Annotated in this window: 9 protein-coding genes; all 9 read left to right on the top strand. The window is 61.9% G+C overall.

The window, feature by feature from the left end:
- The first annotated feature begins 199 nt into the window (after positions 1-199).
- Complete coding sequence (locus AC07RO_RS01465; RefSeq protein WP_065992213.1) at positions 200-796, top strand: superoxide dismutase; 597 nt, start codon at positions 200-202, stop codon at positions 794-796.
- 311 nt (positions 797-1,107) lie between these two features.
- Positions 1,108-3,159: a putative bifunctional diguanylate cyclase/phosphodiesterase gene (locus AC07RO_RS01460; protein WP_346627068.1), complete on the top strand. Its 2,052-nt coding sequence runs from the start codon at positions 1,108-1,110 to the stop codon at positions 3,157-3,159.
- Between the two features lie 209 nt (positions 3,160-3,368).
- On the top strand, positions 3,369-4,724 hold the full coding sequence (locus tag AC07RO_RS01455; RefSeq protein ID WP_346627067.1) for an imelysin family protein: 1,356 nt from the start codon (positions 3,369-3,371) through the stop codon (positions 4,722-4,724).
- Between the two features lie 256 nt (positions 4,725-4,980).
- Positions 4,981-5,520, top strand: a complete 540-nt coding sequence (locus AC07RO_RS01450; protein WP_065992198.1) for an AP2/ERF family transcription factor — start codon at positions 4,981-4,983, stop codon at positions 5,518-5,520.
- Between the two features lie 138 nt (positions 5,521-5,658).
- Entirely contained in the window at positions 5,659-7,086 is a 1,428-nt protein-coding gene (locus AC07RO_RS01445; RefSeq protein WP_346627066.1) for a di-heme oxidoreductase family protein, read from the top strand.
- Between the two features lie 27 nt (positions 7,087-7,113).
- Entirely contained in the window at positions 7,114-8,178 is a 1,065-nt protein-coding gene (locus AC07RO_RS01440; RefSeq protein WP_192171735.1) for an imelysin family protein, read from the top strand.
- Between the two features lies 1 nt (position 8,179).
- A complete protein-coding gene (locus AC07RO_RS01435) occupies positions 8,180-9,277 on the top strand; it encodes a DUF1513 domain-containing protein (protein ID WP_495085093.1) in 1,098 nt (365 codons plus the stop codon).
- A gap of 335 nt (positions 9,278-9,612) precedes the next feature.
- On the top strand, positions 9,613-10,779 hold the full coding sequence (locus tag AC07RO_RS01430; protein WP_495085092.1) for an efflux RND transporter periplasmic adaptor subunit: 1,167 nt from the start codon (positions 9,613-9,615) through the stop codon (positions 10,777-10,779).
- A gap of 14 nt (positions 10,780-10,793) precedes the next feature.
- Positions 10,794-13,868 carry a multidrug efflux RND transporter permease subunit gene (locus AC07RO_RS01425; RefSeq protein ID WP_495085091.1) on the top strand — a complete coding sequence of 1,025 codons (3,075 nt, stop codon included), beginning with the start codon at positions 10,794-10,796 and terminating at the stop codon, positions 13,866-13,868.
- Position 13,869: the final 1 nt, after the last annotated feature.

Here is a 13,869-nt window from a genome sequence, read left to right as displayed (position 1 = left end):
TTCGTCTCGCCGACGCGCTTTTCAGCGCAACGCTCTGGAACCTCTATCCCACACAGTTGTTGCGTGGTTAAGGTCAGGGGCCGGTGCTATGATCCAGCCCCTGCGCTGCAAAGAGTACAAACTCGCCAGCGTAAGTTCTGTCTGGCCGCCCGTGATCGGCCTTGCGCAAACCGCAACTGACCTGATTAGGAGAATTACCATGGCTTTTGAATTGCCTCCGCTGCCGTACGCACATGATGCTCTGGCACCGCACATCTCCAAGGAAACTCTGGAATACCACCACGACAAGCACCACAACACCTATGTCGTGAACCTGAACAACCTGGTGCCAGGCACCGAGTTCGAAGGCAAGACTCTGGAAGAAATCGTCAAGACCTCTTCGGGCGGTATCTTCAACAACGCCGCTCAAGTCTGGAACCACACGTTCTACTGGAACTGCCTTGCGCCAAATGCCGGCGGCCAACCGACTGGCGCTCTGGCTGACGCGATCAACGCTGCTTTCGGCTCCTTCGACAAGTTCAAGGAAGAATTCAGCAAGACCTCCATCGGCACTTTCGGCTCCGGCTGGGGCTGGCTGGTGAAGAAAGCTGACGGTTCCCTGGCACTGGCCAGCACCATCGGCGCCGGCAATCCGATCACCAGCGGCGACACCCCGCTGCTGACCTGTGACGTCTGGGAACACGCTTACTACATCGACTACCGTAACCTGCGTCCTAAGTACGTCGAGGCGTTCTGGAACCTGGTCAACTGGAAGTTCGTTGCCGAGCAGTTCGAAGGCAAAAGCTTCACCGCCTGATGAATGCTTGAATGCTCGAATGAAAAAAAGCCCGGCACGTCCGGGTTTTTTTTCGCCTTCTGTTTGTCGTTTATGTATTGTCTGGAAGCGATAGCGGACTAATATCAAATTTCGTGCTGATTCAAACGGCTGGGCTCAAGTTTTCCCCGCGTACGACCGACACAGTACGGATAGCCTGAGTGGTCTGCCTATTAACTGTTTTCCCGATTGATGGGGTCACGCGCACGCCAGAAGCGTCTGATCCGAATGCCTGCATTGCCAGTGCTTGCATGCAGGCAGCCCGCTATCAGCATGGATAAAGGAATGGCCATTTGAAGCTGGAACTCAAAGACAGCTTGTCGGTGAAGCTGCTCCGCGTTGTGCTGCTTTCAGCGCTGATCGTGGGGGTCGTGCTCAGTTGCGCACAGATCGTCTACGACGCATACAAAACCCGCCAGGCCGTTGCCACGGACGCAGCGCGTATCCTCGACATGTTCCGCGACCCGTCGACCCAGGCCGTCTATAGCCTGGACCGGGAAATGGGCATGCAGGTCATCGAAGGGCTGTTTCAGGACAAAGCCGTGCGCCAGGCGTCCATCGGTCATCCCAACGAGACGGTGCTCGCCGAAAAATCCCGAGACCTCGAAGCCACCCCCACCCGCTGGCTGACCGATCTGATCCTTGGCCAGGAACGGAGCTTCACCACGCAACTGGTCGGCCGCAGCCCGTACAGCGAATATTACGGCGACCTGCGCATCACCCTGGACACCGCCACCTACGGCGAAACATTTCTTACCAACTCGATGATCATCTTCATCTCCGGCGTGTTGCGCGCGCTGGCGATGGGTCTGGTGCTCTACCTGGTTTATCACTGGCTGCTGACCAAACCGCTGTCGAGAATCATCGAGCACCTGACCAGCATCAACCCCGACCGCCCCAGCGAACACCAATTGCCCTTGCTCAAAGGCCACGAAAAAAACGAGCTGGGGGTCTGGGTCAATACCGCCAACCAACTGCTGGCGTCCATCGAGCGCAACACCACCCTGCGCCACGAAGCTGAATCCAGCCTGTTGCGGATGGCCCAATACGACTTCCTCACCGGTCTGCCGAATCGGCTGCAGCTGCAGAAGCAACTGGACAAAATCCTCGTCGACTCCGGAAAAGTGCAGCACCGTGTCGCGGTGTTGTGCGTGGGTCTGGATGACTTCAAAGGCATCAACGAACAATTCAGTTACCAGGCCGGCGATCAGTTGCTGCTGGCGCTGGCCGATCGCCTGCGCAGTCACAGCGGTCGCCTTGGCGCCCTTGCGCGGCTGGGCGGCGATCAGTTCGCGCTGGTTCAGGCCGATATCGAACAGCCTTACGAGGCCGCCGAGCTGGCGCAGAACATTCTCGACGACCTGGAAGCGCCTTTCGCCGTCGATCAGCAAGAGATTCGTCTGCGCGCCACCATCGGCATCACGCTGTTCCCCGAAGATGGCGACAGCACCGAGAAGCTGCTGCAGAAAGCCGAACAGACCATGACGCTGGCCAAGACCCGCTCGCGCAATCGCTACCAGTTTTATATCGCCAGCGTCGACAGCGAGATGCGCCGTCGTCGCGAGCTGGAAAAAGACCTGCGCGAGGCCATGGCCCGCGAGCAGTTTCATCTGGTCTATCAGCCGCAGATCAGCTATCGCGATCACAGTGTCGTCGGTGTCGAGGCGTTGATCCGCTGGATTCACCCCGAACACGGCTTCGTACCGCCTGACCTGTTCATCCCGCTGGCCGAGCAGAACGGCACCATTATCGCCATTGGCGAGTGGGTGCTGGATCAGGCCTGCAAACAGCTGCGCGAATGGCACGACCAGGGCTTCAGTGACCTGCGCATGGCGGTGAACCTGTCCACGGTGCAGCTGCACCACGCCGAATTGCCGCGGGTGGTGAACAATCTGTTGCAGATCTACCGCCTGCCGCCCCGCAGTCTGGAGCTGGAAGTCACGGAAACCGGCCTGATGGAAGACATCACCACCGCCGCGCAGCACTTGTTGAGCCTGCGCCGCTCCGGGGCGTTGATCGCCATCGATGACTTCGGCACCGGTTATTCGTCGCTGAGTTATCTGAAAAGCCTGCCGCTGGACAAGATCAAAATCGACAAGAGCTTCGTGCAGGACCTGCTCGACGACGATGACGACGCGACGATCGTGCGCGCCATCATCCAGCTCGGCAAAAGTTTGGGCATGCAGGTGATCGCCGAAGGCGTGGAGACCGCCGAGCAAGAGGCGTACATCATTTCCGAGGGCTGCCACGAAGGTCAGGGGTATTTCTACAGCAAGCCGCTGCCGGCGCGGGAGCTGCTGGTTTACCTGAAGCAGGCTCAGCGCACTCACAGCGAGGCGCTCTGACACCACGGGCTTTCGACGCAAAGGCGCATCCTTGGAAACACCGCCGCGCCTGCGGACATCCTGAATCATCCCCTGAAACAGCTTGAAATATCTCCCTCCGCCGGCCTGGGCAAATGGCCTTTACACAGAATGCAAATCTTTCGCATTATGTCGCAGCATTTTCTGGCGTTCGCCACCGTTCACACCTCTTCTCGATGCAGGATTCCGTCATGATTCGTATGCCCCTGGCAACCGCAAGTCTGCTGGCTGTCGCCATTGCTCTGGCCGGTTGTGATCAAGGCAAGGACAAGCCCGCCGCCGCAGCGCCTGCCCCTGCACCGGCCGCAACCGCCGCGCCGGCTCCAGCGCCGACCTCTGCCGCCGCGCCTGCCCAGCCCAACGAAACGGCCACCCGGGCAGTGGTCGCCAACTACGCCAATATGGTATTCGCCGTTTTCAGCGATGCCGAATCCACTGCCAAAAAGCTCAGCACGGCAGTCGACGCCTTCCTCGCCACACCCAACGACCAGACCCTGAAAGCAGCGCGAGACGCCTGGGTTGCGGCGCGGGTGCCGTACATGCAGAGCGAAGTGTTCCGCTTCGGCAACACCATCATCGACGACTGGGAAGGTCAGGTGAACGCATGGCCGCTGGACGAAGGCCTGATCGACTACGTCGCCAAGGATTACCAGCACGCACTGGGCAATCCGGGCGCCACTGCCAACATCATCGCCAACACGTCAGTGCAAGTGGGCGAGGACAAAGTCGACGTCACAGAAATCACCCCTGAAAAACTCGCCAGCCTGAACGAGCTCGGCGGTGCGGAAGCCAACGTGGCGACCGGTTACCACGCCATCGAATTCCTGCTCTGGGGCCAGGACCTGCACGGCACCGGCCCGGGCGCCGGCGAGCGTCCGGCCAGCGACTACATCGAAGGCCAGGGCGGCACCGGCGGCCACAATGATCGCCGCCGCGCCTACCTGAAAGCCGCCACCGACCTGTTGGTCAGCGACCTCGAAGAAATGGTCAACAACTGGAAACCGGGCGTCGCCGACAACTACCGCGCCACGCTGGAAGCTGAGTCGGCCGAGAGCGGGCTGCGCAAAATGCTGTTCGGCATGGGCAGCCTGTCGCTCGGTGAACTGGCGGGCGAGCGCATGAAAGTCGCGTTGGAGGCCAATTCCAGCGAAGACGAGCACGATTGCTTCAGCGACAACACCCACAACTCGCATTTCTATAACGGCTTGGGCATCCGCAACGTCTACCTGGGTGAATACACCCGCGTCGACGGCAGCAAAGTGAGCGGCGCGAGCCTGTCCTCGCTGGTCGCCACCGCCGACGCCGCCACCGACCAGACCGTGCGCGCCGATCTCGATGCGACCCAGGCGAAGCTGCAGGTCATCGTCGACCACGCCAACAAGGGCGAGCATTTCGACCAACTCATCGCGGCGGGCAATACAGCGGGCAACCAGGTCGTGCGCGACGCGATTGCCGCGCTGGTCAAGCAGACCGGCGCCATCGAGCAAGCCGCTGGCAAGCTGGGCATCACTGACCTGAACCCGGACAACGCCGACCACGAGTTCTGATCCGCTTCAAACCGGTGGGACCGCGCCTTCCCGACTGAAGTCGGTCCCGCTGCAAACAAATGCCGACCCGTCCACGGGCCGGCATTTTTTTCGTCAATCGACGCCTGAAAGTCCCAGCAAAACGGCGTTGTTTGGGGACCGGTCTGTAAGCGTTGTAGGGCATTTCCTGTTCGCTCCTTGTCGGATTGAACACGCCTCCCCCGCCGCTGATCATGCGCACTTCCTTGACCCCACCCTATCCAGGAGGAGACAGAAAGTGCCCAAGAGAAACAATAAAAGGCGCCGCGTCAGTAAGCTCAAAGCCAACGATTACGGTATTCACCTGCTGGTCGGCGTCAAGGGCCCGCGTGCCTGGAAGGTGACGATCTACCGCGACGGCAGAACCTTCAACCGACTGTTTTCCTTCTCCCGCTACGGTGGCCGAGATCCGGCACGCCAAGCCGCCGACGCGTGCCGTGACCAGCTGCTGCTGGCCCACCTGCCCAAGCTCAGCCGCGACATCCGTCAACGCATCATCGCCACCAACACCAGCGGTTATCCGGGGGTGCATTACCGCTGTTACACCGGCATCGCCTATTGGGTGGCGCGGACCACGCTGCGCAACGGCAGCAGTGTCACCAAGTCATTCAGGGTCGAACATTACGGCTACGAGAGGGCCAAGGAGCTGGCGATCCGCGAACGCGAACGGCAGCTCGACGGCATTGGCGATTACCGGTCATTCAAGGTGGTCGAGGGCGAGCGGCGTCTCATGCAACTGCTGGTGGAAAACCCGGCGCTGGAGATCGCCGGCGCGTGAGTTTTGCGGGCACGTCACCCGCGGATGATTTGGTAACAACACGTTACGAGAGGGCCTGCAAACGCTAATCCCTCTTATTCATCAAACTCGGGGCTGGTAAGCTTGCTCGCCCCGATTTCCCGCCTTTGCAGGACCTGTATGACTGCGTGGTTCCGTCCTTCGTTTCTCCTGCTGATGGCGCTTGCCATGAGTGGGTGCGATGACGCCCCGCGTTTCACCGCCGCTGAACCGGGCGAGTCGCGCTCGGGCGGCGCCACCACCGTCAACAAAAGCGACCGCAATGCGTTTTCCATGCCTTCAGCCAACCTGTCGCCCGTCCGGCGGCTGGACTTCAGCGTCGGCAACAGCTTTTTCCGCAACCCCTGGGTGATTGCCCCGTCGACTACCACTGCCCGCGACGGCCTGGGTCCGTTGTTCAACACCAACGCCTGCCAGAACTGCCACATCAAGGACGGCCGCGGCCACCCGCCCGAGCCCGGCGCCGACAACGCCGTGTCAATGCTGGTGCGCCTGTCGATTCCCGACGATCCGGCGTTCGCCGAACACATCAAGCAGTTGGGCCTGACGCCCGAGCCTGTGTACGGCAAACAGCTCCAGGACATGGCCATTCCCGGCGTCACGCCTGAGGGCAAGGTGCGGGTCGATTACGATTCGATGACCGTGCATTTTCGCGACGGCACCCCGGTGCACCTGCGCCGCCCTACCCTGCAGATCACCCAACCCGGTTACGGCCCGATGCACCCGCAGACGCGAGCTTCCGCGCGCATTGCTCCGCCAATGATCGGCCTCGGGCTTCTGGAAGCCATTCCGCAGGCGGCGATTCTGGCCAACGCCAACCCCAACGATGAGCAAGGCAACGGCATCACCGGCACACCCAACTGGGTCTGGGACGATGCGCAGCAGAAAACCGTCCTCGGCCGTTTCGGCTGGAAAGCCTCACAGCCGAGTATCAAGCAGCAGAATGCCCACGCGCTGGCGGGTGACATGGGCCTGACGTCCACCTTGATGCCGGTCGACGACTGCACGCCGTCGCAGACCGCGTGCCTCGCCGCGCCCAACGGCAACGGCCCGAACGGCGAGCCGGAAGTCAGCGACAACATCCTGCGGCTGATCACCTTCTACACCCGCAACCTTGGCGTCCCGGCGCGCCGCGACGTGGCCGACCCGCAGGTGCTGGCGGGCAAGAGCCTGTTCTTCAAGGCCGGCTGCCAGCAATGCCACACGCCTGAATTCACCACTTCCGCCGACGCCGCCGAGCCCGAACTGGCGAATCAGGTCATCCGCCCCTACACCGATCTGTTGCTGCATGACATGGGCGAAGGCCTGGCCGACAATCTCAGCGAATTTCAGGCCAGCGGCCAGCAGTGGCGCACCCCGCCGCTGTGGGGCATTGGCCTGACGCAGACCGTCAGTGGCCACACCCAGTTTCTGCACGACGGACGTGCCCGCGACCTGATGGAAGCCGTGCTCTGGCATGGCGGCGAGGCGCTGCCGGCGCAACGTCAGGTGCTCGCCTTTGACGCGGAGCAACGCGCGGCGCTGCTGGCGTTCTTGAATTCTCTCTAACGTATTTCTGAAGATAAGGAGTCGGGCATGTTCCGCCCCAAGTTGTTGCTCACCAGCCTCGCCGCTTTGGCACTGGGCGCGTGCGCGCCGTCGGACCCGCAAGCCGTGACGTCTGCCGCCATCGCCAGTCAGGTCATCCTGCCGACCTACAGCCGTTGGGTCGATGCCGACCGGCAACTGGCGATCAGTGCGCTGTCCTACTGCCAGGGTAAATCCGACCTGGACACCGCCCGCGCCGACTTCCTGCACGCGCAAAAAGCCTGGGCCGAGCTGCAACCGCTGCTCATCGGGCCGCTGGCCGAAGGCAATCGCGCCTGGCAGATTCAGTTCTGGCCGGACAAGAAAAACCTCGTTGGCCGTCAGGTGGAGCAACTGGTCACCGCACAGCCGCAGATCAGTGCTGACGCCCTGACGAAATCCAGCGTCGTGGTTCAGGGCCTGTCGGCCTATGAATACATCCTGTTCGACGCCGACATCGACATGGCCAACGCCGAGCAGAAAGCCCGCTACTGCCCGCTGCTGGTCGCCATTGGTGAGCGTCAGAAGGCGTTGGCAGAAGACATCCTCAACAGCTGGAACAGCAACGACGGCATGCTCGCTCAGCTGAGCAAGTTTCCCAACCAGCGCTACGCCGATTCCCACGAGGCCATTGCCGAGTTGCTGCGCGTGCAAGTGACCGCACTGGACTCATTGAAGAAAAAGCTCGGCACGCCGCTGGGCCGTGGCACCAAGGGGGTGCCGCAGCCGTTTCAGGCGGAAGCCTGGCGCAGCAAGGCTTCGCTCAGCAGCTTGCAGGCGAGTCTGGCCAGTGCCCAGACGGTCTGGGCCGGTGTTGATAACAAAGGTTTACGCGGGCTGTTGCCGAAAGAGCAGAAGCCTTTGGCCGACAAGATCGACGCCGCCTACGCTGAGAGCAATCGCCAACTGGCCGCGCTGAAACCTCCCCTCGGGGATCTGCTGGCCACCGAAGAAGGCCGCCAGCAGCTCAACGCTTTCTACGACAGCCTCAACGTGGTCCATCGCCTGCACGAAGGCGAACTGGCCAAGGCGCTGGGCATTCAACTGGGCTTCAACGCCAATGATGGTGACTGATATGTTGCGACGTCAGGCTCTGGGTCTGGGCAGCCTGCTGCTCAGCGCCGTCACGTTTGGCGGCTGGACACTCTTCGCGAAAAAAGGCGAAAGCCCGCTGCTGCTGTCCGCCCGAGACGACGGCAACGGCCAGCACTTCGCGGTGGGTTATCGCGTCGACGGCACGCAGGTGTTTGCCACCGCCGTCGCCCAGCGCTGTCACGACATCATCAATCACCCGAACCTGCCGATCGCGCTGTTCGTCGCGCGCCGGCCGGGGACCGAAAGCTACCTGATCGACCTGCGGGACGGTCGCTTGCTACAGACCATCACCTCGCAACCCCACCGACACTTCTACGGCCACGCGGTCATTCACAAGGACGGCGAATGGCTGTACGCCACCGAGAACGACACGACGGAGCCGGGCCGCGGACTGTTGGGCGTGTATCGATTTGTGGATGAGCGGCTGCAACGCACCGGTGAAATTGCCACCCACGGCGTCGGGCCCCATCAGGTTTCATGGATGCCGGACGGCGAAACCCTTGCAGTCGCCAACGGCGGCATTCGCACCGAGGCCGAGAGCCGCGTCGAAATGAACCTCGACGCCATGGAACCCAGTCTGGTGCTGATGCAGCGCGACGGCACGCTGCTGAGCAGAGAGACGCTGTCGCAACAGATGAACAGCGTGCGGCATATGGCGATCGCCAGCGACGGCACCATTGTCGCGGGGCAGCAGTTCATGGGGCCTTCCCACGAATCCGCCGAGCTGCTCGCCATCAAGCGGCCGGGCCAGCCGTTTCAAGCGTTCCCGGTGGCCGAGCAACAACTGCAGGCGATGGCGCATTACACCGCCAGCGTCGCCATTCACAACGACCTGCGGCTGGTGGCACTGACCGCGCCGAGGGGCAACCGCTTCTTCATCTGGGACCTGGACAGCGGCTCGCTGAAGCTGGATGCGCCGCTGCCCGACTGCGCCGGGGTGGGCGCGGTGGCGGACGGCTTCGTCGTGACCTCCGGCCAAGGGCGCTGCCGTTTTTATGATTGCCGCCAGACAGTATTGGTCGCCAAGCCGCTGGAGCTGCCGACGGGGTTGTGGGACAACCATTTGCATCTGGTTTGATGGTGGATCTGCGGATGCCGCGGGCCTCTTCGGGTTGTCCAGACGCCGAACTGTCGCGCAGCCACATCACCTTGTAGGAGTGAGCTTGCTCGCGAAGAGGCCGGAACATCTCCTAGATTTTCAGCGCATGGAATACCGACTTCGCGAGCAAGCTCACTCCTACAGGTACCCTTTTTGCCGGGCGACAGCGCAATGTCAGGGCGGCGGGCATGCCCAGCAATAAACCGCGATTTCGGTATGACGCCGATCCCGAATTCAATCAATGCCACTGGCAACTAAACCCCGACACGACTAACGTGCTCGCCTGATTCATCGGTTTTCCAAGGAAGTGGAATATGTTGCGTCGCCGCATGTTGATCATGTTGGGCATTGTCCTGATCGTGGTGCTGGCCCTGGGCGGGTACAAGGCGTTTTCGGTCTATCAGCAGATCCAGCAATTTACGGCGCCGAAGCCGCCGATCAATGTGGCGGTGGCCGTTGTTGCGGAGCGCCCGTGGCAGAATCGTCTGCCGGCCATCGGCACGCTCAAGGCATCCCAGGGCGTGGATCTTTCGCTGGAAATCGCGGGCACGGTCAAGGCCGTGCAGTTTGAATCCGGCCAGAAGGTCAAGGTCGGTCAGCCGCTGTTACAGCTCGACAGCGATGTGGAAAAGGCCCTGCTCGGCACTGCCGAAGCGGACCTCGGTCTGGCGCAGGTCGAGTACGGACGCGGCAGTAAACTGGTGGGCGAATCCGCCATTTCCCGGGGCGACTTCGACAAGCTCGCCGCCACCCAGAAAAAAGCCGCTGCCACCGTCGCGCAACTGAATGCCTCGCTGGCGAAGAAACGCATCCTCGCGCCCTTCAGCGGCACCATCGGCATTCGTCAGGTTGACGTCGGCGACTACCTTGCCAGCGGCACGGTGATCGCTACCCTTCAAGACCTGACCAGCCTGTACGCGGACTTCTTCGTACCTGAGCAGATGCTGCCGAAACTGGCCCTCGGCCAACAGGTGCAGGTGAGCGTCGCGGCCTATCCGGACCGCGTATTCACCGCGCGCATCAGCGCCATCAACCCCAAGGTCGAAGACACCACCCGCAATGTGCTGATTCGCGCCACCCTGCCCAACCCCGACAGCCAACTGCTGCCCGGCATGTTCACCAGCCTGCAAGTGCTGCTCGGGCAGGACACGCCGCAACTGGTGTTGCCGGAAAGCACGATCACTTACACGCTGTACGGAAACTCGGTGTACGTCGTCGTGCCGAAAAAGACCGCCGACGGCCAGCCGGAACACAACAGCAAGGGCGAGCCTCAGCTCATGGTCGAGCGGCGCTTCGTCGAGACCGGCGAGCGTCGCGGCGGGCTGGTCATCATCAGCAAAGGATTGAAACCCGGCGAGCAGGTGGTCACCGGCGGCCAGTTGAAACTGGATAACGGCGCTGCCGTCGCCATCGTGGCCGACCCGGCAACACCGTCCGACGCCACCCCTCCGGCGCAGAACAGCCAGCCCAAAGCTGACTGATCAAGGAATCGATCATGGCCTTTACAGACCCGTTCATCCGTCGCCCGGTGCTCGCCAGCGTGATCAGCCTGCTGATCGTGCTGCTGGGTTTTCAGGCGTTCAGCAAGCTGACCATCCGCCAGTACCCGCAGATGGAAAACGCGCTGATCACCGTGACCACGGCTTACCCCGGCGCCAACGCCGAAACCATTCAGGGCTACATCACCCAGCCGCTGCAGCAGAGTCTGGCGAGCGCCGAAGGCATCGACTACATGACCTCGGTCAGTCGGCAGAACTTCTCGGTCATTTCCATCTATGCGCGCATCGGCTCCAACAGCGACCGGCTCTACACCGAGCTGCTCGCCAAGGCCAACGAGGTCAAGAACAAGCTGCCCCAGGACGCCGAAGACCCGGTGCTGAGCAAGGAAGCCGCCGACGCTTCGGCGCTGATGTACATCAGCTTTTACAGCGCCGAGCTGAGCAACCCGCAGATCACCGATTACCTGTCCCGGGTCATTCAGCCGAAGCTGGCGACGCTGCCGGGCATGGCCGAAGCCGAGATCCTGGGCAATCAGGTGTTCGCCATGCGCCTGTGGCTCGATCCGGTCAAGCTCGCCGGTTTCGGCCTGACCGCCAGCGACGTCACCGAAGCCGTGCGCAAGTACAACTTCCTGTCCGCGGCGGGCGAGGTGAAGGGCGAGTACGTGGTCACCAGCGTCAACGCCAGCACCGACCTGAAATCCCCCGAGACCTTCGCGGCCATCCCGCTCAAGACCGTGGGCGACAGTCGCGTGCTGCTGGGCGATGTGGCGCGGGTGGAGATGGGCGCCGAGAACTACGACACGGTCAGCTCGTTCGACGGCACCCCGTCGGTGTACATCGGCATCAAGGGCACGCCCAGCTCGAACCCGCTGGACGTGATCAAGGAAGTGCGGCGCATCCTGCCCGAATTGGAAGCCCAACTGCCGCCAAGCCTGAAAGCATCAATCGCCTACGATGCCACGTTGTTCATTCAGGCCTCGATCCATGAAGTGGTGAAAACCCTGATCGAAGCGGTGCTCATCGTCATCGTTGTGGTGTTCCTGTTCCTGGGTGCCTTGCGCTCGGTGCTGATCCCGGTGATCACCATCCCGCTGTCGATGATCGGCGTGCTGTTTTTCATGCAACTGATGGGCTATTCGATCAATTTGCTGACGCTGCTGGCGATGGTCCTGGCCATCGGTCTGGTGGTGGACGACGCCATCGTGGTGGTGGAGAACATTCACCGGCACATCGAGGAAGGCAAGACGCCCTTCGATGCGGCCATCGAGGGCGCTCGCGAGATCGCCATGCCGGTGGTGTCGATGACCATCACCCTGGCAGCGGTCTATGCACCCATCGGTTTTCTGGAGGGACTGACCGGTGCGCTGTTCAAGGAATTCGCCCTGACGCTGGCCGGCGCAGTGGTCATCTCCGGAATCGTCGCGTTGACCCTGTCGCCGATGATGTGCGCCGTGCTGCTGCGCCGAGACGAGAACCCCAGCGGCCTGGCGCACAAACTTGATCACGCCTTCGAAAGCCTGAAGGTCCGCTATCAGCGTGTCCTTCACGGCACGCTGAATACCCGGCCGGTGGTCATCGTGTTCGCGGTGCTGGTGCTGTGCCTGATTCCGGTGTTTCTCAAGCTGAGCCAATCGCAACTGGCGCCGGACGAGGATCAAGGCATCATCTTCATGATGGCGACGGCGCCGCAGCCGACCAACCTCGATTACATGAATAAATACACCGACCAGTTCATCAGCATTTTCAAAGCGTTCCCGGAGTACTACTCCTCGTTCCAGATCAACGGTTTCAATGGCGTGCAGACCGGCGTCGGCGGGTTCCTGCTCAAGCCATGGGATGAGCGCAGCCGCACGCAAATGGAGCTGCTGCCGGAGGTGCAGGCCAAGCTCAACGGCATCACCGGGCTGCAGATTTTCGGCTTCAACCTGCCCTCGTTGCCCGGCACCGGTGAGGGCCTGCCGTTTCAGTTCGTGATCAACACACCGGGCGACTATGCCGCGCTGCTGGAGGTGACGGATCGCATCAAGAAGCGCGCCGCCGAATCGGGCAAATTCGCGTTTCTGGACGTTGATCTGGCCTTCGACAAGCCGGAAGTGGTGGTCGATGTCGACCGCGCCAAAGCCGCGCAGATGGGCGTGTCGATGCAGGACTTGGGCGGCAGTCTGGCGACGCTCCTCGGCGAGGCGGAGATCAACCGCTTCACCATCGACGGGCGCAGCTACAAGGTCATCGCCCAGGTTGAGCGGGCCTACCGCGACAACCCGGCCTGGCTGGCGAATTACTACGTCAAGAACACCGAAGGTAAGATGCTGCCGTTGTCGACGCTGATCACCGTCAGCGACCGGGCCAGACCCCGGCAGCTCAATCAGTTCCAGCAGCTCAACTCGGCGATCATCTCCGGCTTCCCGCTGGTGAGTCAGGCGGAGGCGATTGAGTTGGTGAGACAGATCGCCATCGAAGAGTCGCCGCCGGGTTTTGCCTACGACTACGCCGGCGCATCCCGCCAGTACGTACAGGAAGGCAATGCGCTGTGGGTGACGTTCGGCCTGGCCCTGGCGATCATTTTTCTGGTGCTGGCCGCGCAGTTCGAGAGCTTCCGCGATCCGCTGGTGATTCTGGTGACTGTGCCGCTGTCGATCTGCGGCGCGCTGATTCCGCTGTTCCTCGGGATCTCGTCGCTGAACATCTACACGCAGGTGGGTCTGGTCACGCTGATCGGGCTGATCAGCAAGCACGGCATTCTGATCGTCGAATTCGCCAACCAGCTCCGCCGCGACAAGGGCCTGACCGCGCGGGAAGCGGTCGAGGAAGCGGCGGCGATTCGCTTGCGGCCCGTACTGATGACCACGGCAGCGATGGTGTTCGGCATGGTGCCGCTGATCCTCGCCACCGGCGCGGGCGCGGTCAGCCGCTTCGACATTGGTCTGGTGATTGCCACAGGCATGTCGGTGGGGACGTTGTTCACGCTCTTTGTGCTGCCCTGCGTGTATACGCTGCTGGCGCGACGGGACGAGCCGCAGCCCGAAGGCAATGGCCATTCGAGTGCCAACATGGATGCCCGTAACTGAT

Source organism: Pseudomonas sp. GW821-FHT07F05, assembly GCF_059418765.1.
Note: the sequence above shows the minus strand (reverse complement) of the source record. Positions and strands in the feature narration are given on the sequence as shown.